Source organism: Synechococcus sp. CCAP 1479/9, assembly GCF_019038535.1.
Taxonomy (GTDB): Bacteria; Cyanobacteriota; Cyanobacteriia; order PCC-6307; family Cyanobiaceae; genus Cyanobium.
Genome location: NZ_JAFKRK010000026.1, coordinates 28,225 through 50,837 on the forward strand (window position 1 = coordinate 28,225; position 22,613 = coordinate 50,837).

General features: G+C 70.7%; 26 protein-coding genes and 1 pseudogene. 20 read left to right on the plus strand and 7 right to left on the minus strand.

The window, feature by feature from the left end; genetic code table 11:
• Position 1: 1 nt before the first annotated feature.
• On the minus strand, positions 2-835 hold the full coding sequence (locus KUG38_RS11835; RefSeq protein ID WP_286195966.1) for a phosphoadenylyl-sulfate reductase: 834 nt from the start codon (positions 833-835) through the stop codon (positions 2-4).
• A gap of 51 nt (positions 836-886) precedes the next feature.
• Between KUG38_RS11835 and KUG38_RS11840 the strand changes: the two genes are divergently transcribed.
• From KUG38_RS11840 to KUG38_RS11865, 7 genes and pseudogenes are all read left to right on the plus strand, one after another.
• Entirely contained in the window at positions 887-2,110 is a 1,224-nt protein-coding gene (locus KUG38_RS11840; protein ID WP_216921856.1) for an NAD(P)/FAD-dependent oxidoreductase, read from the plus strand.
• On the plus strand, positions 2,107-2,757 hold the full coding sequence (locus tag KUG38_RS11845; RefSeq protein WP_216921858.1) for an HAD-IA family hydrolase: 651 nt from the start codon (positions 2,107-2,109) through the stop codon (positions 2,755-2,757). Before KUG38_RS11840 ends, KUG38_RS11845 begins: the two co-directional genes overlap by 4 nt.
• A gap of 347 nt (positions 2,758-3,104) precedes the next feature.
• A pseudogene (gene hflX / locus KUG38_RS16965) lies at positions 3,105-4,370 on the plus strand (GTPase HflX); the annotation flags it as partial.
• 81 nt (positions 4,371-4,451) lie between these two features.
• A complete protein-coding gene (locus tag KUG38_RS16970; protein ID WP_254949307.1) occupies positions 4,452-5,087 on the plus strand; it encodes a peroxiredoxin in 636 nt (211 codons plus the stop codon).
• Entirely contained in the window at positions 5,084-6,463 is a 1,380-nt protein-coding gene (locus KUG38_RS11855) for a TrkH family potassium uptake protein (RefSeq protein WP_216921864.1), read from the plus strand. Before KUG38_RS16970 ends, KUG38_RS11855 begins: the two co-directional genes overlap by 4 nt.
• A 66-nt stretch (positions 6,464-6,529) precedes the next feature.
• On the plus strand, positions 6,530-7,234 hold the full coding sequence (locus tag KUG38_RS11860) for a potassium channel family protein (RefSeq protein ID WP_216921901.1): 705 nt from the start codon (positions 6,530-6,532) through the stop codon (positions 7,232-7,234).
• 20 nt (positions 7,235-7,254) lie between these two features.
• Entirely contained in the window at positions 7,255-8,400 is a 1,146-nt protein-coding gene (locus tag KUG38_RS11865; RefSeq protein ID WP_216921904.1) for an anhydro-N-acetylmuramic acid kinase, read from the plus strand.
• On the opposite strand, the gene KUG38_RS11870 is transcribed toward KUG38_RS11865, so the two are convergent.
• Positions 8,389-8,721: a ribbon-helix-helix domain-containing protein gene (locus KUG38_RS11870; protein WP_094586515.1), complete on the minus strand. Its 333-nt coding sequence runs from the start codon at positions 8,719-8,721 to the stop codon at positions 8,389-8,391. The two genes, KUG38_RS11865 and KUG38_RS11870, sit on opposite strands and share 12 nt — an antisense overlap.
• Before the next feature lie 241 nt (positions 8,722-8,962).
• Between KUG38_RS11870 and KUG38_RS11875 the strand changes: the two genes are divergently transcribed.
• The 5 genes from KUG38_RS11875 (at position 8,963) to KUG38_RS11895 (ending at position 12,434) form a co-directional block, all read left to right on the plus strand.
• Positions 8,963-9,271, plus strand: coding sequence for a DUF8682 family protein (locus tag KUG38_RS11875; protein WP_216921868.1), 309 nt, complete (start codon positions 8,963-8,965; stop codon positions 9,269-9,271).
• 89 nt (positions 9,272-9,360) lie between these two features.
• On the plus strand, positions 9,361-9,606 hold the full coding sequence (locus KUG38_RS11880) for a DUF8665 family protein (RefSeq protein ID WP_094586517.1): 246 nt from the start codon (positions 9,361-9,363) through the stop codon (positions 9,604-9,606).
• A 240-nt stretch (positions 9,607-9,846) separates the two neighbouring features.
• Positions 9,847-11,604, plus strand: a complete 1,758-nt coding sequence (locus tag KUG38_RS11885) for an ABC-F family ATP-binding cassette domain-containing protein (RefSeq protein WP_216921870.1) — start codon at positions 9,847-9,849, stop codon at positions 11,602-11,604.
• Positions 11,605-11,729: 125 nt separating this feature from the next.
• On the plus strand, positions 11,730-11,894 hold the full coding sequence (locus KUG38_RS11890; protein WP_216921873.1) for a DUF8642 family protein: 165 nt from the start codon (positions 11,730-11,732) through the stop codon (positions 11,892-11,894).
• 270 nt (positions 11,895-12,164) lie between these two features.
• Entirely contained in the window at positions 12,165-12,434 is a 270-nt protein-coding gene (locus KUG38_RS11895; protein WP_216921875.1) for a hypothetical protein, read from the plus strand.
• A 46-nt stretch (positions 12,435-12,480) separates the two neighbouring features.
• Here the strand turns inward: KUG38_RS11895 and KUG38_RS11900 are convergent, their stop codons facing one another.
• On the minus strand, positions 12,481-13,638 hold the full coding sequence (locus tag KUG38_RS11900; protein ID WP_216921877.1) for a trypsin-like peptidase domain-containing protein: 1,158 nt from the start codon (positions 13,636-13,638) through the stop codon (positions 12,481-12,483).
• A gap of 252 nt (positions 13,639-13,890) precedes the next feature.
• Here KUG38_RS11900 and KUG38_RS11905 point away from each other — a divergent pair, with 252 nt between their 5' ends.
• The 3 genes from KUG38_RS11905 (at position 13,891) to hrpB (ending at position 17,202) form a co-directional block, all read left to right on the plus strand.
• Complete coding sequence (locus tag KUG38_RS11905; RefSeq protein WP_094586525.1) at positions 13,891-14,181, plus strand: DUF2973 domain-containing protein; 291 nt, start codon at positions 13,891-13,893, stop codon at positions 14,179-14,181.
• A 64-nt stretch (positions 14,182-14,245) separates the two neighbouring features.
• Positions 14,246-14,629 (plus strand): DUF8663 family protein, encoded by a 384-nt coding sequence (locus KUG38_RS11910; RefSeq protein ID WP_094586552.1) that lies wholly within the window; start codon positions 14,246-14,248, stop codon positions 14,627-14,629.
• A gap of 14 nt (positions 14,630-14,643) precedes the next feature.
• Complete coding sequence (gene hrpB / locus KUG38_RS11915) at positions 14,644-17,202, plus strand: ATP-dependent helicase HrpB (protein ID WP_353617800.1); 2,559 nt, start codon at positions 14,644-14,646, stop codon at positions 17,200-17,202.
• A 7-nt stretch (positions 17,203-17,209) separates the two neighbouring features.
• On the opposite strand, the gene KUG38_RS11920 is transcribed toward hrpB, so the two are convergent.
• Positions 17,210-18,064: an HAD family hydrolase gene (locus KUG38_RS11920; protein WP_353617799.1), complete on the minus strand. Its 855-nt coding sequence runs from the start codon at positions 18,062-18,064 to the stop codon at positions 17,210-17,212.
• 132 nt (positions 18,065-18,196) lie between these two features.
• Between KUG38_RS11920 and KUG38_RS11925 the strand changes: the two genes are divergently transcribed.
• The 5 genes from KUG38_RS11925 to KUG38_RS11945 all read left to right on the plus strand — a co-directional run bounded on the left by KUG38_RS11925 (position 18,197) and on the right by KUG38_RS11945 (position 20,756).
• Positions 18,197-18,343: a CAB/ELIP/HLIP family chlorophyll-binding protein gene (locus KUG38_RS11925; RefSeq protein WP_015109196.1), complete on the plus strand. Its 147-nt coding sequence runs from the start codon at positions 18,197-18,199 to the stop codon at positions 18,341-18,343.
• A gap of 141 nt (positions 18,344-18,484) precedes the next feature.
• Positions 18,485-18,679, plus strand: coding sequence for a hypothetical protein (locus KUG38_RS11930; protein WP_216921878.1), 195 nt, complete (start codon positions 18,485-18,487; stop codon positions 18,677-18,679).
• Between the two features lie 4 nt (positions 18,680-18,683).
• A complete protein-coding gene (xseA, locus tag KUG38_RS11935) occupies positions 18,684-19,874 on the plus strand; it encodes an exodeoxyribonuclease VII large subunit (RefSeq protein ID WP_216921879.1) in 1,191 nt (396 codons plus the stop codon).
• Between the two features lie 160 nt (positions 19,875-20,034).
• On the plus strand, positions 20,035-20,352 hold the full coding sequence (gene xseB / locus KUG38_RS11940) for an exodeoxyribonuclease VII small subunit (protein WP_216921880.1): 318 nt from the start codon (positions 20,035-20,037) through the stop codon (positions 20,350-20,352).
• Entirely contained in the window at positions 20,349-20,756 is a 408-nt protein-coding gene (locus KUG38_RS11945) for a DUF2834 domain-containing protein (protein ID WP_216921881.1), read from the plus strand. The genes xseB and KUG38_RS11945 overlap by 4 nt, the downstream gene beginning before the upstream one ends.
• 66 nt (positions 20,757-20,822) lie before the next feature.
• Here KUG38_RS11945 and KUG38_RS11950 read toward each other — a convergent pair whose 3' ends face one another.
• Genes KUG38_RS11950 through KUG38_RS11960 form a run of 3 tightly spaced genes read right to left on the minus strand, consistent with a single transcriptional unit; the run spans position 20,823 to position 22,436 of the window.
• The gene (locus KUG38_RS11950; protein ID WP_216921883.1) at positions 20,823-21,245 is read right to left on the minus strand and encodes an FYDLN acid domain-containing protein; all 423 of its coding nucleotides are present in this window, start codon (positions 21,243-21,245) and stop codon (positions 20,823-20,825) included.
• Positions 21,245-21,481, minus strand: coding sequence for a hypothetical protein (locus KUG38_RS11955; RefSeq protein ID WP_015109202.1), 237 nt, complete (start codon positions 21,479-21,481; stop codon positions 21,245-21,247). The genes KUG38_RS11950 and KUG38_RS11955 overlap by 1 nt, the downstream gene beginning before the upstream one ends.
• Positions 21,482-21,530: 49 nt before the next feature.
• Positions 21,531-22,436, minus strand: a complete 906-nt coding sequence (locus KUG38_RS11960; protein WP_216921884.1) for a YihY/virulence factor BrkB family protein — start codon at positions 22,434-22,436, stop codon at positions 21,531-21,533.
• Positions 22,437-22,613 lie beyond the last annotated feature (177 nt).

The following is a 22,613-nucleotide window of genomic DNA, read 5'->3' on the forward strand; positions in this document are numbered from 1 at the left end:
CTCAGATGCCCTCGCCCATCAGGCCCGGGAGGTGAATGCCGCACTCCTGCTGCAGCCCGCCGAACCGGGTGGCCCGGCCGTTCGTGGTGCCGTCGTCGGGGGCGCTGGTGTGCCAGTCGCCGACGGTCGAATAGCCCTGCTCGAACAGCGGGTGCTGGGGCAGGTCGTGCTCCTGCATGTAGTAGTAGACGTCGCGACGGCTCCAGGTGAGCAGGGGCCGCAGCGACCAGCGCTGCCGCACCGGATCCAGGCAGTTCATGCCCCCGCGGTGGTCGGTCTGGCCGGACCGCACCCCGCTGGCCCAGCAATGCACCTGCAGCCGCTCCAGCCCCCGGTCGAGGGGTTCGACCTTGCGGATGCGGTTGTAGGTGCGCATGTCTTCGGGGGCCTCCGTCTCCCACAGCCGGCCATGCAGAGCCTCCATCCGGGCCGGGCTCATGTCGGCCTGAAGCACGTGCAGATCCAGCTTGAGGCGATCGCAGAGCTGGTCGGCGTAGCGATAGGTCTCGGGGGGCAGGTAGCCGGTGTCGACCCAGAGCACCGGGATGGCGGGCCAGGCACCGGAGCCGTCAAGGGCACTGACCATGTGCAGCATCACGGCCGACTGGATGCCGAAGCTGGTGGTGACGGCGAAGTGGCCGGCGAACGCCTCCTGGGCCCAGCGCATCCGCCCGATCGCATCGAGGGGATCAAGGCCCGCCCGGGCAGCATCGAGATCGATGGCGGCGCCATGGCGATCGCGGGGCAGTGCCTGCAGAGCCGCATTCAGGTGCGCCGCACCGCCCTCGGGGCTGGTGGACGCCGTGGTGGACGTCGTGACGGGAAAGGACACCATGGAGCCATCATCGCCCTTCGGCCGTCCGGTCGATGTGGTTAGGGTGACGCCATGCAAGGGCACCCGAATCCGGCCCGGAATCCGGCCCAGAACAACGTTGTCATCGTCGGGGGTGGCTTCGGCGGCCTGTACACCGCCCTGGCTCTGGCCCAGCGGAAGCACCACCCCCCCGTCCTGCTGATCGAGCCGAACGACCGTTTCCTGTTCCTGCCGCTTCTCTACGAGCTGCTGAGCGGCGAGCTGCGCGGCTGGGAGATCGCCCCCCGCTACGACGGCCTGCTGGCCGGCCGCGGCCTGGCCTGGCTGCAGGACCGGGTGGAGCGGATCGACGCCGATGGCCATCGTCTCCACACCGCCGGGGGCCGCACCATCCCCTACGGCCGCCTCGTCATCGCCACGGGGGCCGAGAGCAACACCTTCGCGGTACCTGGGGCCGATCGCCACAGCCTGGGCTTCCGCAGCCTGGCCGATGTGGAGCGGCTCCAGCGCCTGCTGGCCGACCTCAGACAGCAGCGCAGACCCCTGCAGCGCATCGCCGTGGTCGGAGCCGGTCCGACCGGGGTGGAGCTGGCCTGCAAGCTCGCCGACATGGCCGAGGGCAGCGCCGTGATCGAACTGATCGAGCAGGGTCCGCAGCTGCTGCCCCAGGCCAGGGCCTTCAACCGGGAACAGGCCGCCCTGGCCCTGCGGCACCGTGATGTGCGGCTGCGTACCCGCACCCAGGTGGAGGCGGTCGAGGCCGAGGCGATCACACTCCGGTGCCAACCGGACGGGGACAGCCCCGCCCACGCCGAAACCCTCGCCGTGCGGGCGGTGGTCTGGACGGCCGGGCTCAGCTTCCGTGCCCCCCGGATCGACCCCGCTCCCGCCTGCGACAGCCGCGGCCGCCTGCTCTGCGGGCCCGATCTGCGCCTGCAGGAGCACGCCGATCTCTTCGTGGCCGGCGATCTGGCCGCCCCGGTCGACCCGGAGGAAGCCGCCGTCCCTGCCACGGCCACGCCTGCCACAGCCCAGGTGGCCTTCCAGCAGGCCCCGGTGCTGGCCGCCAACCTGATCCGCTCCCTGGCGGGGGAACCGCTGGAACCCTTCCACTGGAAGGATCTGGGCGAGATGATGAGCCTCGGCGTCGGCGAAGCCAGCCTCACCGGCTCCGGCGTCACCCTGGCCGGGCCGGCCGCCTACCAGCTACGGCGCCTGGCCTACCTGACCCGCCTGCCTGGCCGGTCCCATCAGCTGCGGGTGGCCGCCGGCTGGCTGGCCGACTGGACACCATGACGGCGACGCCCGCTGCGACACCCCCCTGGCCCCGGCCCCGCGGTCTGCTGCTCGATGCCATGGGCACCCTGATCGGCCTGCGCTCGCCGGTCGGGGCCACCTATGCCGCGGTGGCCGCCGAGCACGGCATCGATGTGGCCCCCGCGGCCATCGACCGGGCCTTCCCGGGCGTGCTGCGGCAGGCCCCTCCCCTGGCCTTCCCGGGCCTCGAGGGCGACCGCCTGCTGGAGGCTGAGCGCCGCTGGTGGGGGGAGCGCATCGACGCCGTGCTGGGCAGCGCTGCACCCACGGCCCTGCACCACGCCCTGTTCGATCGCTTCGCCGACCCCTCCCTCTGGCGCGTCTACCCCGATGTGCCGGCGGTGCTGCGCCGCTGGCACGCCGCGGGGCTGCGCCTGGCCGTGGTCAGCAACTTCGACCGTCGCCTGCAGCCGTTGCTGGAGGCCCTGGGCCTGGCCGATCTGTTCGAGACGGTGGTGGTCTCCAGCAGCGCCGGGGCCGCCAAGCCGTCGCCCCTGCCGTTCCGGATCGCGCTGGAGTCCCTGGGGCTGAGCGCCGCCCAGGTCTGGCACGTGGGCGACAGCCCGGAGGATGGGGCCGGGGCCCACGCCGCCGGGGTGCGCTGTCTGCTGGTGCGGCGTCCTTGAGACAGGGGGTGCTGGCCGGCAGGACGGCGGGCCTGCGGCCCGCCGAGCGCCGGCGGCTGGAGCAGATCTGTCACCGGCGCCACCCCGCCGATGCGATCGCCGACCTGCTCACCCTGCAGCGTCTGGCGGTCGAGGGTCGGGGCCTGGAGCTACTCCTGACCCTGGTGGTGGATGGGCGGGGGCTCTGCCGGCTGCTGTGGGTGGGGGAGCTGGACCACGCCGCTCGCCTGCTGGAGAAACTGCCCGGCCCCTCCCGGCGCCAGGGCCACAACCTGCGCCTGCTCACCTGCGCCGGGGCCGGACGCCAGGCCCAGCTGCAGCCCTCCCCCCAGGAGGCCGTGGTGGGCATGGACCTGGCCCCGGACCTGTGGCTGCGCTTCGGCCAGCAACCGGAGGCCGGCGGACGCTGGCCGGCGGCCATCCACACCCCCGCCGCCAGCGGCGACCGCGCCTGGCAGGGCGTTCTGGAGGGGGATCTGGCCGACCTCTGCGACCAGGATCCCGCCGCCCTCGTCAGCGAGGAAGCGCCGGCCGCCGCGGCCCCGGCCCCGACCCCGGAGGGCCCCGAGCGGGTGCTGCTGCTGGTGCAGACCAGCGGCGACCGGGCCCTGAGCGACCGTCGCATCGCCGAACTGGAGGGTCTGGTGCGCAGCGCCGGCGCCGTGCCGGCGGGGCGGGTGGAGCAGCGACGCCAGGGCCCCGCCACCCGGAACCCCTGGGGGGAGGGCAAGCTGCGGGAGGCGGCCCTGGAGGCCCGCCGCGTCGGCGCCAGCCTGGTGGTGGCCGACCGGGAACTGACGCCGGCCCAGGCCCGGGACATGGAGAACCTGCTCGATCTGTCGGTGAGCGACCGCAGCGAACTGATTCTCGACATCTTTGCCCAGCGGGCCGCCAGCGGGGCCGGACGGCTGCAGGTGGAGCTGGCCCAGCTGCGCTACCGCCTGCCGCGGCTCACGGGCCGCGGCCTGAGCCTGTCGCGGCAGGGGGGCGGCATCGGCACCCGGGGCCCGGGCGAGACCCAGCTGGAGAAGGACCGGCGCGCCATCGCCCGCCGCATCGAACGGCTGCAGCGGGAGGTGCAGCGGCTGGGGGACCACCGGGCCCGGCTGCGCCAGGGCCGGCGCGACCTGCCGAAGGTGGCCCTGGTGGGCTACACCAATGCGGGCAAGAGCTCCCTGCTCAACGCCCTCACCGGGGCCAGCGGCCAGCAGGCGGTGCTGGCCGAGGACAAGCTCTTTGCCACCCTCGATCCCACCACCCGCCGGATCGGGCGGGGGGCGGCCGACGGCGGCCCGCTGCTGGTCACCGACACGGTGGGATTCATCCGGGAACTGCCGCCCCAGCTGATGGAGGCGTTCCGTTCCACCTTCGAGGAGGCGCTCGACGCCGACGGGCTGCTGATCGTGGTGGACCTGGCGGATCCGGCCTGGCCCGAACAGCTCGCCACCGTCCAGACCATCCTCGATTCCCTCCACGCCACCATCCCCCGGCGGGTGATCGGCAACCAGATCGACCGCTGCGCCAGCGGCGAGCTGGAGCGGGCCAGGGCCCTGGAGCCGGGCATGCTGTTCGTCTCGGCCACGGCCGATCTGGGGCTGCAGCATCTGCTCCAGGAGCTCCAGTCCTGGACCGCCGCGGCCACGACCGACGGCCCCGCTGCTGTGCCAGCATCAGCCGGCGCCAATTTCTCTCCCATGACCCTGCAACTGGGCGACACCGTTCCCGATTTCACTCAGGAGTCCCAGCTCGGCCCGATCAACCTCTACGACTTTGCCGGCGACAGCTGGGTGGTGCTCTTCTCCCATCCCGCCGACTACACCCCCGTCTGCACGACCGAACTGGGCGAAGTCTCCCGGCTGCGGGCCGAATGGGAGAAGCGGAATGTCAAGACCATCGCCCTGAGCGTGGATTCCGCCGAGAGCCACAAGGGCTGGATAGGCGACATCAACGAGACCCAGAACACCACGGTCGACTACCCGATCCTCGCGGACAGCGACAAGAAGGTGAGCAGCCTCTACGGCATGATTCACCCCAATTCCCTCAGCAACCTCACGGTGCGCTCGGTGTTCATCATCGACCCCAAGAAGAAGCTGCGCCTGCAGATCACCTACCCCGCCAGCACGGGCCGGAACTTTGATGAGATCCTGCGGGTGATCGATTCCCTGCAGCTCACCGACCACCACCAGGTGGCCACCCCGGTGAACTGGAAGGAGGGCGAGGACTGCGTCGTGGTGCCCTCGATCCCCACCGACGAGGCCCGGGCGAAGTTTCCCAAGGGCGTCACCGAGATCCGTCCCTACCTGCGGATGACTCCCCAGCCCAACAAATGAATCGACGGCAGAGTTGGCGGCACCGGTTGTCGGTGCCGCAGTTCACGGTGGTCACCGGCCTGCTGGTGATCACCTTCGGCACTCTGCTGCTCGCCAGTCCGCTCTGCTCCAGCGATGAGGTGGGCCTCTGGGAGGCCCTCTTCACCGTCACCTCGGCCATCACCGTCACCGGCCTGTCGATCATCGACGTGGGGGCCGAGCTCACCTTTCCCGGACAGGTGGTCCTGGCCGGGCTGATCCTCACCGGTGGCCTGGGCCTGATGGCGATCACCACCTTCCTGCAGGGCTTCGTCCAGGGGCGTTCCGGCCTGCGCCAGCGCCTCGACAAGGGCCGTGCCCTGGATGAATTCGGCGTGGGCGGCATCGGGCCCACCCTCAACCAGATCCTCCTGATCGCCGGCATCGTCATCGGCATCGGCACGCTGACGCTCTACAACTTCGGCTTCACCGATATTCCAGACAAGGGTCAGCGGCTCTGGGCCTCCCTGTTCCACTGCATCAGCGCCTACAACAACGCCGGTTTCGGCCTGTGGCGCGACAATCTGGTGGGTTACCGCAGCCAACCCGTCGTCAATGCGGTAATCGGCCTGCTGATCGTCATGGGCGGCATCGGCTGGCGGGTCACCAATGACATCTGGGTCAACCGCTTCCGGCTGGCCCGCATCCGCCGCCTCAGCCTGCACACCCGCCTGGTCATCCGCACCACGATCGTGCTGATCGTGGTGGGGGCGCTGGGTCTGCTGTTCACCGAGCACTTCGCCACCGAAGGGATGGTGGAGCAGCTCAGTCTCTTGGACAAGCTTCAGGTGACGATCTTCCAGTCGATCACCACCCGCACCGCCGGTTTCAACACCGTGCCGCTGACCCTGGAGACGATCTCCGACGCCGGCATCCTGCTGATGATCATCCTGATGTTCATCGGTGCCAGCCCCGGCGGCACGGGAGGCGGCATCAAGACCACCACCTTTGCCGCCCTGCTCGCCGCCACCCGCTCCACCCTGCGCGGCCACGACGAGGTGGTGGTGCGCAACCGCGAGATTCCCGCCAAGGTGATTCTCAAGGCGGTGGGTGTCACCGTCGGTTCGGGCCTGTTCATCCTGCTGATGGCCCTGGTGCTGGGGCTCGGCAACACCACCGCCGGAACTCCGGGAAGCGAGGCCTTCACCTTCCTGGAGAAGCTGTTCACCTGCGTCTCCGCCTTCGGCACCGTGGGCCTGGATGTCGGGGTCACCAGTCAGCTCAACCGCTGGGGGCAGCTGGTGCTGATGGTGGGGATGTTCGTGGGCCGGATCGGTATTCTCCTTCTGCTTTCTGCCGTCTATGGCAGCCGGCCCCAGAATCGGGTGGGTTTTCCCCGCGAGGAGCTCTACATCTGAGCCCGGTTCCCTTTGATCAGCGCCCCATGCTCCTTGCAACGTCGTCCTCATGAAAACGTCGTCCTCATGAACCAGTGGTGGCAGTGGCAGGGCAGCGAGACCGACACCTCCAACAGCTACGCCGTGATCGGCGTTGGCCGCTTCGGCAGTGCCGTGTGCAAGGAGCTCCTGCGCCACGGGGCCGAGGTGCTGGCGGTCGACCTCAACCAGCGGGCCATCGATGAGCTGCGCCAGATGGATCCGGCCATTGAGGCCCGCGTGGTGGACTGCACCGACGAGGAGGCCCTGAGGGCCGCCGGCGCCCTCGACGTGGGCACGGTGGTGGTGGCGATCAGCGAACCGATCGAAGCCAGCATCACGGCCACCCTGATCGTCAAGGACGGCGTAGGCAGCCGGGTCCGGCAGGTGATCGCCAGGGCCACCAGCGATCTGCACGAGAAGATGCTGCGGCGCGTCGGCGCCGACAAGGTGGTCTTCCCCTCGAAGATGCAGGGGACCCGCCTGGGCATGGAGCTGGTCCGGCCCAACCTGCTGGAGCGCCTCCGCCTCGACGACCGCAACAGCATCGAGGAGATCAAGGTGCCCGGCTCCTTCGTCGGCCAATCGCTGCGGGACCTGAACCTGCGCAAGAACTACAACGTCAGCGTGCTGGCGGCGGGCCCCGCCAACCAGCTCACGGTCAACCCGCCCGCCTCCCATGTGCTGAATGCCTCCGAGCTGCTGGTGGTGATGGGCAGCAGCGAAGCCCTCGAGGCCCTGCCTTCCCACTGATTCCCTTGCGAAGCACAGCCATGCGGGTGCTGGGGCTGATGAGCGGCACCAGCGCCGACGGCATCGATGCGGTGCTGGTGAGCCTGGAGGGTCGCCTGGCCCGGCCGCGCTGGCGCATCCTCGCCAGTGCCCACACCCCCTACCCGGCGGACCTGCGCGAGCGGCTCGTGGCCGTCGGTCAGGGGATTCCCCAGGACGCCGCCGCCCTGCTGAGCCTGGCCGAGGAGCTCACCGAGCAGCAGGCCCTGGCCGCCCGCGCCTGCGATCCGGACGGCCGGGCCGAGCTGGTGGGTTGCCACGGCCAGACCCTCTGGCACCGACCGCCGGAGGGGGAGCGCCGCGGGGCCAGCTGGCAACTGCTGCAGGGGCCCCTGCTGGCGGAGCTGCTGGGGAGGCCGGTGGTGTTCGACTTCCGCAGCATCGATCTGGCCCTCGGCGGCCATGGCGCCCCCCTGGTGCCGGCGACCGACGCCGCCCTGCTGGGCAGGATCGGCGGCTGGCGGGCCCTGCTCAACCTGGGGGGGATCGCCAATCTCACCCTGCTGCCTCCCCCCGCCGGTCCCGACTGGAAGGCGCCGGTGCTGGGCTGGGACTGCGGCCCGGCCAACACGCTCCTGGATCTGGCGGTGGCGCGCTTCAGCGGCGGTCGGCTGAGCTTCGATGCCGACGGGGCCTGGGCGCGGCAGGGCCGCATCGACGAGGAACGGCTGCAGCAGTGGCTCAGGGAGCCCTACCTCCAGGCCGCGCCGCCCAAGTCCACGGGCCGGGAGCTGTTCGGGGCCGCCGATCTCGATCGGCGCCTGGCGGAGCTCGGCGCCGCTGTGGAGCCGGCCGATGCCCTGGCCACCCTGACGGCCTTCAGTGCGGCGGTGGTGGGCCAGGACCTGGCCAGGCCCCAACGCCCCCGGCCGCTGGAGCTGCTGGTGGCCGGCGGTGGCACCCGCAACGGCTTCCTGATGGAGCAGCTGCGGCGGCGCTGCCACGGCACGGCGGTGCTGCCGCTGGCCAGCCAGGGCATCGCCGATGACCAGCGGGAGGCCCTGGCCTTCGCCCTGCTGGCCTGGTGGCGGCACCGCGGCCATCCGGGCTCTCTGCCCTCGGTCACCGGGGCCCGGCGGGCCGCGGTGCTGGGCGTGATGGCCCTGCCGCCGCCGTCAGGGGGCTGAGGGGGGCTGGCGCAGGCGCAGCCGGCGGGGCGCACCCCGCAGCCGACGGGTGCCGGCCTGCTCCTGCTGCTCGAGCTCGCGGCGGAAGCGATCGGCGGCGACGGCGGGCCCGAGTGGGTAGGGGGCCGCGGCCGGCTCGGGGGGACGCTGCCGCTCCAGCCGTTCCACCCCCTGCTGGATGAGCACCTTGGCCATGTTGCTGACCGTGCGCGACTCGCTCTCCGCCAGGGCGGCCAGACGGGCGCAGAGCTCCTCCGGCAGGACGACCTGGATCCGCGGCGACTTGGGCTTGCCGCTGGAGGAGGTCTGACGGGTGGGCACGGTGCCTCTGGGTGGGGGCCGAAGAGAGGGTGCCGCTGGGATCCGGCGGGATAGGAAAAAGTGTACAGTGACCGTCATGGGTAGTATCCAAAAGTAGGGTTGTGGACCATCCCGCCCCTCGGGAACCCCTTCTCCAGCTCCAGACCGGCCCAGACCCAGTCCAAAACCAGGCCCAAGCCCACCTGCTCCACGCCCCCGTCCCCAACCCGTCCTCTCCGACGGCCCACCGGCCGCTTCCGCCATGGCCCGCACCACCCAGCCCCGTCCGACCGCTTCCGAGACCCCCCTGCAGCCCAAGACCCGCCAGAGCCGGCGGCGCAGCACGGCGGAACGCAGCGATGTGCTGGTGTCGGCCGTGATCAGCACCTACCTGCTCACCCATCTGCACCATGTGCTGCAGCGGGCCGAGTTCGGCGCCCAGCAGGAGGGGCGCCAGTCCCTGGCCGCCAACTACGCCCAGCTGCGCAAGGTGCTCTGCCTGGATGCCCGCAGCATGGAGGACGCCTCCGCCAGCGGGGCCGAGGAGGACACCAGTCCGCGTGCCGCCTGATCCGGCGCGCCCCCTCCCTCACGAACCATTCGCAGGGGCTGCGCCCACGGCACCCCAGCCCATAAGGTCAGGAAAGAATCCCGGCCAGGATGACCACCAGCAACGCCACCGGCAACGCCGCTGAGCTCTACGGACGCATCAGCAACGATGTGGAGCTCACCCAGTCACTGTTCCGCCAGGCCCTTCAGGACCCCAGTGGCGCCCTGCGCAGGATCGTCGCCCTCGGCGAGCAGGAGGGCCTGCCGGTCAGCGCGGAGGAGGTGAAGGCCCATCTGGCCGGCCTCGATGACGGCGCCACCAAGCAATGGCTGATCAAGGCCCGGGGCGGACTCTGAGGCCGGCGACCGGAGGCCCTCCTGCTGGGGCCGGCGGGGTTGTTCCCGACGCTGGGATCCCCCTCCCTGGGCCCAGCTGAAGAACAGCCAGTAGCTCGTCAGCGCCAGGCCCGCCGCCACCACCAGGGCCGCGATCTGCTCGAGGCGCTTGATCATCCTGACGACGCGACCGGACCCGTTCGACAGTCTGCAGGACGCCCCGCAGGGGATGATGCGCACACCGCGACCGCCTTCCGCTCCGTGCTGCGCCTCGAACGCATCGGCAAGATCTATCCCACCGGTGAGGTGCTCAAGGACATCACCTGGGAGGTGAAAGCGGGGGACCGGATCGGCCTGGTGGGGGTCAACGGGGCCGGCAAATCCACCCAGATGCGCATCATCGCCGGGCTGGAGGAGCCGACCAGCGGCCAGGTGGTGCGGCAGGGGGATCCCCGCATCGCCTACCTGCAGCAGGAGTTCGATGTCGACCTCGCCCGCAGCGTCCGCCAGGAGCTGTTCCAGGCCTTTGGTGAGGCGGCCGAGGTGCTCAACCGCCAGCGGCAGGTGGAGGAGGCGATGGCCAGCGAGGAGGCCGCCGCCGATCCGGACCTGCTCGACCGGCTGATCGACGAGCTCGGCCAGCTGCAGAGCCGCTTCGAGGCCCTGCATGGGTACGAGCTGGATGCCCGCATCGACAAGCTGCTGCCCAGCATCGGCTTCACCCAGGAGACCGCCGAGCGGGTCGTGGGGGACTACTCCGGCGGCTGGCAGATGCGCATCGCCCTGGGCAAGATCCTGCTGCAGGAGCCGGATCTGCTGCTGCTCGACGAACCGACCAACCACCTCGACGTCGAGACGATCCAGTGGCTGGAGAGCTACCTGGTGGATCAGACGGTTCCCCTGGTGGTGATCAGCCACGACCGGGCCTTCCTCGACCGGGTCTGCAACCAGATCGTCGAGACCGAACGCGGCGTCTCGCGCACCTACCTGGGCAACTACAGCCAGCACCTCGAGCAGAAGGCCCTGGAGCGGGAGGCCGGCCAGGCGGCCTTCGAGCGCCAGCAGAAGGAACTGAGCAGCCAGCAGGCCTACATCGACCGCTTCCGGGCCAGTGCGACCCGCAGCACCCAGGCCAAGAGCCGCGAGAAGCTGCTGGAGAAGGTGGAGCGGATCGAGGCGCCGCTGGAATCGGTGAGCGGGCCGCGCTTCGCCTTCCCCCCCGCCCCGCGCTCGGGTCGGGTGGTGGCGGCGATCGAGAACCTCACCCACGGCTACGACGACCAGATCCTGTTCCTGGGGGCGAACCTGGAGGTGGAGCGGGGCGACCGGATCGCCTTCGTCGGCCCGAACGGCGCGGGCAAGTCCACCCTGCTGCGGCTGGTGATGGGCTACGAGATCCCCCTCGAGGGCCAGGCGGGCCTGGGGGAGCACCACGTGGTGGCCGGTTACTTCGAGCAGAACCAGGCCGAAGCCCTGGATCTGGCCAAGACGGTGATCGACACCCTGTTCGAGGCCGTTCCCGACTGGACCCAGACCCAGGTCCGCTCCCTGCTGGGCAGCTTCGGCTTCAGCAACGACACGGTGTTCAAGCCGGTGGCCAAACTCAGCGGTGGCGAGAAGGCGCGGCTGGCCCTGGCCCTGATGCTGCTCACCCCCTGCAATCTGCTGGTGCTCGACGAGCCCACCAACCACCTCGACATCCCGGCCAAGCAGATGCTCGAGGAGGCCCTGATGGCCTACGAGGGTGCCGCCCTGCTCGTCTCCCACGACCGCTTCTTCATCGGCCGGGTGGCCAACCGGATCGTCGAGGTGCGTGACGGAGAACTGGTGCTCTACCGCGGCGACTACGCCTACTACCAGGAGAAGAAACGGGAGGAGGCCGAAGAGAGCGAGCGGCTGGAGCAGGAGCGCCGCCTCGCCGCCAGACGCGAGGAACAGCGGCAGAAGCAGAAGGCCAAAGCCGCCCAGAAGGGCGGCGGCACGTCCAAGGGGAAAGCCGCGGGCACGGCCGACAGCTGACGCGGTCCCGTCAGGGACGCGGCGCAAAATACAACTTCATCGTTGCCTAGGCAGGAAGACTCATTTCTCTGGTGTGGGCGGTTCTGTGTGCATAGGCTGACAGGGTCACCCATCCAGGAGCAGCGATGACCATCCAGAACGTCGTCACCGACGGTTGGACTGCGGACCGCGAGGACACCGCCGGCACCAGCGATGCCATGGAGGTGTACTTCGAATGCATCACCACCTGTTCCCTGGAGGACGGAGAGTGCGTCACCCGCTGCGTGGACGAGCTGCGCGAGCGCCACTGAGTTCACGCGGGCGCTGCGGACTGAGACGGGGCCACTGACTGAGACGGGGCCGGGGACGGGGGCTTGGCCGTGACGGGACAGGGCCGGGCCGCCGGGACAGGCCCCTTCCCGTACCGCCGCTCAGGGCCGGTGGCAAGGGGAAACGGGCCAGAGGGAAGGGTTGAGCGGATTTCCTGACCGGGGCTTAGGCCCTGTAACAGCCGCTACGTGGCATCTTGAAACAGTTCGTAGCTTTGGGCCGGTCAGAAACGCCCCATCGCACAGCCCACCATGTCCGAACCTCTCGCCCTCAGCCTCGGTCAGAAATTCGAACTGGAGCGTATGACCCGGGCGATCGACGCCACGGGGGATCCGCAGGTCCTGCGGGGTCTGGCCAAACAACTGCTGCAGGCCTGGCAAAGCCAGAAGGCCGCCACCCAGTGGGTCATGCGCCAGCAGCTGGGCGCTCCCGCCCGTTTCGGCGCCGAACTCACCATGGACGCCGGCCTGCTGGACGCCCTTCGCCCCGACAACAGCAAGGGGGGCATGGACGTCCTCTGAGAGCCGAGCTCAAGCCTCCTCTAGGCCATGAGCTCGGGCAACCTCCTCATCCCTGACGCAGCAGGGCCATGTCGCCAGGGATGAGCCGCAGGTTCACCATCGCCCCCTGACGGTTCACCGTCAGGTTGAGGGTTCCCCCCACCCCCGCCCGCTCGACGGCGTTGATCACCTGGGAGGGATCCTTCACCACGGCCCCCTGGGCCGCGACGATCACATCACCGGTCCTGAGACCGCCCCGAGCCGCCGGTCCGTTGGGCTGAACCGAAACCACGACCGCACCCTGGGAAACCCCGGAGCCGCTTCCCGCCCGGACCTCATCCAACCCCACGCCGATCATGGGGTGGGTGGCCCGTCCGGTCGCCACCAGTTGACTGACGATGCCGCGGGCGCGGTTGATCGGAATGGCGAAGCCCAGTCCGGCCCCCGGCCCCGAACGCACCAGGGTGTTGATTCCCACCACTTCGCCGTCGGCGTTCAGCAGCGGTCCACCGGAGTTGCCCGGGTTGATGGCGGCGTCGGTCTGGATCAGATCCAGCCGCTTGTCGGTGATGCCGAGCTTGCTGGCGTTGCGGTTGAGGCTGCTGATGATCCCCAGGGTGACGGTGTTGTCGAGGCCGAAGGGGTTCCCCACCGCGATCGCCCAGTCGCCCACCTGGAGGGCATCGGAATTGCCCAGGGGCGCCACGGGCCAGGGGCCCGCCCCCACCAGCCGCACCACCGCCAGGTCGGTGAGCTTGTCGAGGCCCACGACCCGCCCCTCGACGCGCTGGCCGTTCTCGAGACCCACGGTCACCCGGTCGATCTGGTCCACCACGTGGGCGTTGGTGAGCACCAGCCCATCGGCCTGGAGGATCACCCCGCTTCCCTGGCCCCGTTCGGTGCGCCGCGAGGGGGCACCCTGCTGGGGAATGCCGAAGAACTGGCGGAACAGGGGGTCGTTCAGCAGACCCCGGGGCAGGCCGCCGGTGGCGGCCGACTGGACGGTGCGTTCCGTGTCGATGGTGACCACGGCCGGGCCCGCCCGACGGATCGCCGCCGCCACGAAGGATTGCCGCCCGAGCACGGCCGCGGCCGGCTGGGCCAGAGCGGGGGAGGTGAGGGTCGGGCTGACGAGGGCCGTGGTGGCCGTGACCGTGGCGGTGGCCGCCGCCGTGACCGTGGCCAGCCCGGCGGCGGCCGCGGCAAGAACGCGGGAGGAACGCATCGTGAAGAAGCTCAGATGGAAAAACCGTAGGGAAGTCCCCGGGAAGGAGAAAGGGGAGGCAAACCGGCCTGACCGGCTATGCTTTGTAAAGTTTCTTATCGGGTCATGGACACAAGCCGCCTGCTACTGGCCTTTCTCGCCTTCGGAGCCGCCTGCACCTCCCTCTGGGCCTGGATGCTGGCCACCACCACCGCTCCGTCGGACGGGTGATGATGGGGGAGAGTCCGCGGACTGCGGGGTTCCCATCGCGCCATGACCTCCCTCCTCTCGCAGATCTTCCCGATCGTCTACGGGGCCTGTTTCATCGTTCTGCTGTGGCAGGCGTTCCGGGTCATGGGCCAGGGCTTCCGTGCGATTCCCCGTCCCGGTGATGCCGGAGCCGCCGCCACCGATCCAGCCGGCCCCGCCGGTGATCGCACCGGCCGTCTCACCATCCACCCGGAGCTGCTGGACGCGGACGGCCAGCTCACCCAGGAGGACCTGCTGACGGTCCGTTTCAGTGGCGACAACGAGCAGCCCGCCTTCCCCGCCGATCCGACCTGAGCGCGGCCGGCCGGCCGCTGAATAGGCTCCCTGTGGTGAATGCGCCAACCGGCGGAGATCGATGGTGGATCAGAGAACGCGAATCGTGGCGGCCGTGCTCGGAGCACTGAAGCTGCCGCCACGGTTTCGACTCAAGATGGTGAAGGACGACCCGATCCGGCTCGAGCTCAGCCTGACGCCGTCCTACGGCAAGGATCCGATCCTGGTCGGCATCGTCGAATCCCAGGATCTGGTGGCCCGGCGCGACCGGGAGGGCCGCATCCCCCGTGACCTCCAGGGCACCTGGGACTGGACCGTGCGCCACGGCAAGGTGACCACCGGCGGCTGGAACCCCTACCTGAAGGAGGCGCTCCAGACCATGTTCGAGACCGGCCTTCCCGCCATCGTCTACGAGGAAACCACCGGAGAGGCCTACCACCCGGTGGATGGCCTCCGCCACGTGCGCTGAACCAGCCCCTGCCCATCGACGGCCGCCTCGCGGCCATCACCGCCGCCCTCGGGCCCGGATCCACCCTCCTGCTCCAGGCCGAACCCGGCGCCGGCAAGACCACCCGGGTTCCCCTCGCCCTGCTCGAGAGCCTCGGCGCCGAGGGCCGCCTGCTGCTGCTGGAACCGAGGCGGCTGGCGGCCCGGAATGCTGCCCAGCGCCTCGCCGCCGGCCTCGGTGAACCCGTCGGCGAGCGCGTGGGGTACAGCGTGCGCCTGGAGTCCCGCACCTCGGCGGCCACCCGGCTGGAGGTGGTGACCGCGGGCCTGTTCCTGCGCCGGCTCCAGGCCGATCCCGCCCTGGACGGGGTGGCCTGCGTGATCTTCGACGAATTCCATGAGCGCCAGGCCGAGGCGGATCTGGCCCTGGCCCTGGTGCGCCAGGCCCGCAGCCTGCTGCGTCCCGAACTGCGCCTGCTGGTGATGTCCGCCACCCTCGATCTGGCGCCCCTGGCGAGCGAGCTGGATGGGGCCGCCATGATCAGCTGCGAAGGCCGCAGCCATCCGGTGGCGGTGACTTACCAGCCGCCGCGGCCGGACGAGCGACTGGAGCGCCAGGTGCTGCGGGCCCTCGAAGGCCACTGGCTGGCCGAACCCGAACCCCGGGGCACCGCCCTGGTGTTCCTGCCGGGCCTTGGGGAGCTGGAGACGGCGCGGCGGGCCATCGAGGACACCGCCTGGGGCCGGGAGCTGGAGGTGGCCCTCCTGCACGGCCAGCTGCCGCTGGCGGCCCAGGGACGGGCCATTGCGGCTCCCCAGGGGGCGGGGGGGAAGGTGGTGCTGGCCACGTCGGTGGCGGAGAGCTCGCTCACGATCGCGGCGGTGACCCTGGTGATCGACAGCGGCCTGAGCCGACGCAGCCGCTTCGACCCGGCCACGGGCATGGACGGGCTGGTCACCCAGCCCGCCAGCCAGGCCAGCGCCGAGCAGCGAAGCGGCCGAGCCGGGCGCCTGGGTCCGGGGCGATGCCTGCGGCTCTGGTCGCCGGCGGAGCAGCAGCGCCGACCCGCCTTCGATCCCCCGGAGCTGCTCGAGGTGGATCCCCTGCCCATCGCCCTGCAGTTGGCGGAATGGGGCGAAACGGAGGACGACAGCCTGCCCTGGCTCACCGCACCCCCCCGCCGGCCCCTGGCGGAGGCCCGTGGCCTGCTGCTGCAGCTGGGGGCCGTCGATGACCAGGGGCGCATCACCGGCCACGGGCGGGCCATGGCCCGGCTGGGCCTGCATCCGCGCCTGGCCCACATGCTGCTGCGGGCCAGGGAAAGGGGCTGGGAGTCCCTCGCCACGGCCGTGGCCGTGCTGCTGAGCGAGCGCGATCCCCTCGATCGCCGCGAGGCCGGCAGCGATCTGATGCGGCGCCTCGACTGGCTGCGGCGCAGCCCGGGCCCGGAGGGGAGTGGGCGCGGCTCTGGCCGGGCCCCCTGGACCAACCTCCAGACCCAGCTGCTGCGCCAGCTCCGGGAGGGGCGGACGGCGGCGGCCACGGTGGCGGCCCCGGTGGCGGCCCCCGCAGCGAGCGCCGCCGGCGGTGACTCTGACGACGTCCGTGCCGCCCAGCTGCTGGCCTGGGCCTATCCGGAACGGCTGGCCCTGGGGCGGGGCCGGGGCGACGGGCGCTTCCTGATGCGCGGCGGTCGCGGCGCCGTGCTGCCCCCGGGGGATCCCCTGGCCACCGCCGAAGCCCTGGCGATCGCCAGCGTCGACGGCCAGGGCCAGGAGGCCCGGGTGCGGCTGGCGGTGGCCCTCTCCCGCAGCGGCCTGGAGGAGCTGCTGGCGGGGGAGGTCGAGGAGGAGACCGAAGCCCGCTGGGACGGCACCGACCAGCGGGTGCGGTGCGAGCGGCTGCGGCGGAGCGGGGCCCTGGTGCTGGAGCGCCGCCCCTGGCCGGACGCCAGCGGGGAGCTGGTGGAGCGGGCCCTGCTGGAGGGTCTCGAACGGCTCGGACTGGAGGTGCTCCCCTGGTGCCGCACCAGCCGCCAGCTGCAGCAGCGCCTGATGCTGGCCCACCGGCACCTGGGGGCGCCCTGGCCCGACCGCTCACCGGAGCGGCTACAGCAGGACCCGGGGGCCTGGCTGGCCCCCCACATCGGCGGCCTGCGCAGCCTCCAGGACCTGCAGCAGCTCGACCTCTCGGAAATCCTCTGGGGGGACCTGGACTGGGCCCTGCGCAGGGAGCTGGATCGGCTGCTGCCCCTCAGCCAGCCGGTGCCGTCCGGCCGCCGGGTGCCCCTGGACTACGGCAGCGGCACGCCCGTGCTGGCCGTGAAGCTGCAGGAGATGTTCGGCTGCCTGGAAGGGCCGACGGTGCTGGACGGCCGACTGGCGGTGCGGGTGGAGCTGCTGTCTCCGGCAGGACACCCGGCGGCGGTGACCAGCGACCTGGCCGGCTTCTGGAGCCAGGGCTACGCCGAGGTGCGCCGGGAGCTGCGCGGCCGCTACCCCCGCCACCCCTGGCCCGAGGATCCCCGCCAGGGCGTCGCCAGTGCCCGCACCAAGGCGGCCCTGGCCCGGGAGGCACGCGGGGAGAGTCGCTGAGCGTTGCCTAGGGCAGGCCCTCGAGCAGATGGCCGAAGCCGAAGTGGCGCAGTCCCTCCAGGATGCCCATGCAGCCATGGGCGCGGGCCCGGTAGGTGCGGGCCAGCCCCGGCAGGGCCCGCACCAGGGCGGGCTCGGCATTGCCCACCATGACGCTCTGCAGGCCGGTCTCGAACATGGCCAGGTCGTTGAGGGAATCCCCCGCGGTGACCACCCGGGCCGGTTCCAGCTCCAACCACTCCAGCAGGCCCAGCAGGGTGCTGCCCTTGTTGACGCCGGGCGGCAGCACGTCGAGGTACTTGTCGCCCGAGACCAGGCAATCCACCCCATGGGCCTCGATGGCCGCCAGCCGGCTGGTGTCGAGCCGGAGCGGGTCGATGCCGTAGGCCAGGCGCCGGTCGCTGCTGAGGGGCTTGGGGGACAGGCCCGGCACCAGGGCCAGCAGGGGCAGGACCTTTTCCGCCCGTCCCCGCCAGAGGGCCTCGATCGGCTCCAGGGCCAGGGCCAGGGGGGTGAGGCTGGCGCCGCAGGCGACGGTGCAGCCCACATCACCGATCACCAGATGGGGGGGATGGAGTCCCAGGGCGGCCTCCGAAGTCAGCAACCGGGCAACGGAGCGCAGATCCCTGCCGGTGCTGAACACCTGCAGGACCCGGTGGCGCTGGGAGGCCAGCCAGCGATAGACCCGGCGGCGCGTCTGGACGGACCCCTCCAGCAGGGTGCCGTCGAGGTCGGTGACCAGCACCAGATCGGTCTCGCTTGGAAGGGGCGCCGCCAGATGGCGCTCGAGGCGGGCCCGGGGCGCCCGCCGGCGGTCCTCCAACCCTGGTCCCCAGACGGAGCCGGCGCCGGGCCCGGACACCAGCGGAGGCCTCATTGCCATGGCCGGGCGCGGCTGTCAACCGTGCAACCCACACCCGCCTTTGTAGCCCCTGCCACTGTCAAGACCACTCCATGTTTCGTTACAGTCAGGTCTCCACCGAGGGTTCCTTCCATGTCTGACGCTTCCCAGCCCCGCTTCGGTTTCGTCAACTTCGCCGAAACCTGGAACGGCCGCCTGGCCATGATGGGCTTCGTGATCGGCCTGGCGACCGAAATTCTCACCGGCCAAGGCATTCTGGCCCAGGTCGGCCTCGGCTGAAGCCCGGCTCTCTGCCCCAGCACCAGCGTTCTTGAAGCCCGTTCAAGGCGTAGGCCGCCGGCCCAACCGGCGGCTTTTTCATGGCTCTGGCTGCTGTCCCAAGCGGTCCTAGGTTGAGGCCCTCCCCAGGCAGCGCCCCCGATGGCCCCGTCCGCCACCGCTCCCCGCTTCTATGTCGGCAACCGCCGCGACGGCGCCCGGCTGCTGAGCAGCGCGCTGGTGATTGCTGGAGCGGGCCTGGTCCGGATCGACCATCCGGTGGGCCGTGTGGTGGCCCTGGTGGCCGGTCTGCTGAGTCTCTACTGGTGGCTCTGCTACCGCCAGCTCAAGCACTGATTCCATGCTCACGGTCCCTGGCAGCAGCGCGTCCCCCCGCCAGCACGACGGCATCCCCCGGTACTCGGTCGCCGAGCTCAACCAGGCCATCGGTTCCCTGCTGGAGCGGGGCTTCGCCCCCCGCTTCCTGCTGGAGGCCACCGTGGGGCGCCCCCAGCAGAAGAAGGGCCATCTCTGGCTGACCCTCGTCGACGGCCAGGCCAGCATCCAGGGGGTGATCTGGGCGTCCCAGCTGCAGAAACTCAGCTTCGTGCCCCAGGAGGGGGATGGGGTGGTGGTGGTCGGCAAGCTCAACTTCTGGGCCGCGCGGGCCAGCCTCACGGTGCAGGTGCTGGATGTGCGCCCCAGCCTGACCACCGTCCTGCGCCAGTTCGAGCAGGTGCGCAGCCGGTTGGAGCCGGAGGGGCTCCTCGATCCAGAGCGGAAGCGACCGCTGCCCCGCTGGCCCCGTCGCATCGCCCTGCTCACCAGCGTGCCCAGCGCCGCCCTGGCCGACATGCTGCGCACAGCCCGGGAACGCTGGCCCGCCACCGACCTGCTGGTGGTGCCAATCCCCGTGCAGGGGAACGTGGAAGCCCAGATCGTGGCCGCCATCGAGAACCTCGGCGGCCAGGCCGACCGCCTCGGCCTCGAGGCCCTGGTGCTGGCCCGCGGCGGAGGCAGCCGGGAGGATCTGGCCGTGTTCGACGGGGAGTCCCTGGCCCGCTGCCTGGCGGCCTGCCGCTGGCCCGTCATCTGCGGGATCGGCCATGAGGATGACGTGACCATCGCCGATCTGGTGGCCGACTACCGGGCGGCCACGCCCACGGCCGCCCTGGTGGCCCTGCTGCCGGACCGCAGCCAGGTGATCCGGACCCTGGAGCAGGAGCGCGGCCATCTGCACCGCACGCTGATGCTGAGGATCGCCTCGGCCCGGCAACGGCTGGGCGCACGCCAGGACCAGCTGCGCCTGCTGCACCCTGCCCGGCTGCTCAGCCAGCGGCGCCAATGGCTGGCCCAGCGACGCCAGCTGCTGCAGGCGCTCTCGCCGCGGCACCTGCTCGCCCGGGGATTCAGCCTGCTCCGTGATGGTGACGGACGCCTGCTGCGTTCGGTGGCCGGGCTGCGGCCAGGGGCCGGGATCACCGCCGAGCTGGCGGATGGTCGGGTGGCCCTGCAGGTTCGGGCCGTCGAGCCGGACGGCCCGGGTCCCTGAGCACCATCACCGCGGACCGACCAGGGCCAGCGTCCAGCCTCCAGCTCCCAACGTCCAGCGACCAACGTCCCGCGACTGGCTCCCCACACCCCAGGTTCCCTCCATCGATTCCGCCAGGCCCGCCGCGGACTCCATGCCACCCCTGTCCCCCGTTGCTCCCATGGCCAAGCCCTCGCCCCGATCCAGAGCCTCTGCCCAGCCCGCCGGTGACGTCTCCAGCCAGGACGCCGCTGACGAGGGAAACGACGTGAACGACGTGGCCCAGGACCTGAGCTTCCGGGAGGCCCAGACGGCCCTCGAGCTCTGTCTGGCCCAGCTGCAGGACCAGGACCTGGACGTGGAGTCGATGGCCGACCTCTATCAGCGGGCGCTGGCCTATGCCGAACGCTGCGAGGCGGTGCTGTCCCGGGTGGAGCAGCAGGTGATGCAATGGGATCCCGGCCAGCCGGAGCTGGCGCCCACGCCCTACACCCCATGAGTGACGACGCCCTGTCGACCCGCAGCGGACCCGGCGGCATCAGCTGGATCGCCTGGATCTATCTGCTGCTGGCCGTGGCGGGTGCGGTGCTCACGTGGCTGGCCAATCTGGACTTCATCCGCAGCGAGGGGGCGGCCTTCGATCTGCGACTGTTCATCCGCCAGGCCAATGCCAATCCAGCCGCCCGCTCCCTCTCCAGAGATCTGGCGATCGGGGCGACCGCCGTCACGATCTGGATGGTGCGCGAGAGCCGCCGGCTCGGCATGCGCGGGCTCGTCTGGGTTCTGCTCAGCTGCGTGACGATCGCATTCGCCTTCGGGGCCCCCCTGTTCCTGCATCTGCGTGAACGCCGGCTGCTGGAGCTGGCCCGCCTCAGCCCGGAGGAGCCGGATCAGACCGGCTAGGGCTCAGAGCTGGAAGGGTTCCGGTCTTGGTGGCTCAGGGCGGATCAGACGCAGCGCTTGCCGGGTTCAGGAGCCATCGCCGCCGCGGCCGCCCGTTTCCCCACTGGCGCTGGCCTCCACATCGACGGCGTCGACGTTGATCGTCACGTCGCGGGCGTCGATCTCGCCGCCGGATGGGGTTCCCCAGAAGATTGAGCCGGGCGGTTCACTGGGCGTCGAGCCCGGAGCATCGCTGGATGTGAAGAGACTGCCGCAGGCCGGGCAGACGTCGGTGCCCAGGCTGGCGAAGCCACAGCTGGGGCAGGTGCGCAGGCGACGCCGCAGCAGTTGCCAGCCGATCAAGGCCACTCCGCCCGCCAACAGGGGCAGGAGGAGAAGGGTCAGGGTGAGTCCGCCGATGACATCGAGCAGCAGGCGACCGGCCGAGGTGGGCACCAGCAGCAGAGCCGCCGCCACACCGATCCACAACCAGGGAATGCGCCGTTCCATCAGCGCTGGAAACGTGGATCGTTCTCGATCCAGCGCTCCAGTGCCGCCAGGCCCTCGAGGCCGGCCCAGCCGAGCAGCAGGGCCGCCACCAGCCAGGCCGCCAGCAGGCCGAGGCCGACCAGCAGCGGAATCAGCGCCAGGGTGGTGAGACCGATCAGCACCACCGCGCCCACGGCCATGGACACCAGCGCCAGGCTGGCCGGCAGAGGCGGGATCCTGAGGGCAGGCTTGGCCAAGGGTCGATCCAATCAGATCCGTCCATCCTGACCCGAAACGGGCCGATCCTCAGCGTGGCAGAGGTGTCGATGGCCCCCCAGCGGCACCGCCGGAAAGCACCACACTGAAGCACTGGCCGAAATAGAGCACGGCACCCACCAGCCAGACCCAGAGCGTCAACAGCAGCACACCGCCCACCACCCCGTAGGCCTGAAAGCGCACCCCGAGGGCGAGCAGGCTCCTGCCCAGCAGCAGGTTGGAGAGGGTGAGGCTGCCGCTCACCAGCAGGGCCCCAGGAATCAGGGGGTGGAAGGGAATCCGCCGCGACGGCAGCATCCACAGGAACAGCAGGGTGGCGCCGAAACCGATCAGCAGGGAGACGACCAGATCCAGTCCGAAGGACAGGGAGCTGACCCACAGCAGGGGTTTGGGCAGGAAGGCCTGCAGCTGATCATGGAAGCCCCTGGAACCGAAGAGCCGCACCGTGCTGAAGAGCTGGTCGACAACGATCAACAGGCCGACAAACAGCAGCAGCACCAGAGCCTTCAGGCGCAGCGCCAGGAAGCGACGCACGTGCTCCTGCCAGCGCAGGTGATCGAAGCCGAAGGGCCGATTCCACCAGAGCCGATCGGCCCCGCGCTGCAGGGTGAGATAGATGTTGCTGGCACTCAGGGCCAGAAGCACCAGGCCGAGGATGCCGGCGCCGAATCCCTGGTTGGTGAAGCGCCTCAAGGTGGCCTCAAAGCCAGGCAGGGCGGAGGCGGGCAGCACCTGGCCGACCAGCACGATCAGCCGATCGAACCGTTCCACATCCCGACCGAGGAGCCGCGAGGCCACCGACAGTGCAATCAGCAGGGCCGGGAAGAACGACTGGAGCGTGTGATAGGCGAAAGCGGCACTCAGGTCCACGCAGTCCGCCCGCAGCCACAGCAGATAGGCCTTCCAGAAAGGACGAAAGCGACGACGCCATTTCACGACAGAACCATCGTCAGGGGTTGGGGCTGCAGCATGCCTGCATCCTGCCCTGTCCCCGGCACGGGGCCCATGCTCAGTAGAACCATCCTGAGGGGGTTGGGCTGCAGCCACAACACACGCCAACAGAAAAGCCACCCTCCTCGGGTGGCTTCTCCTCATGGCCCCCCAAAGGGGACG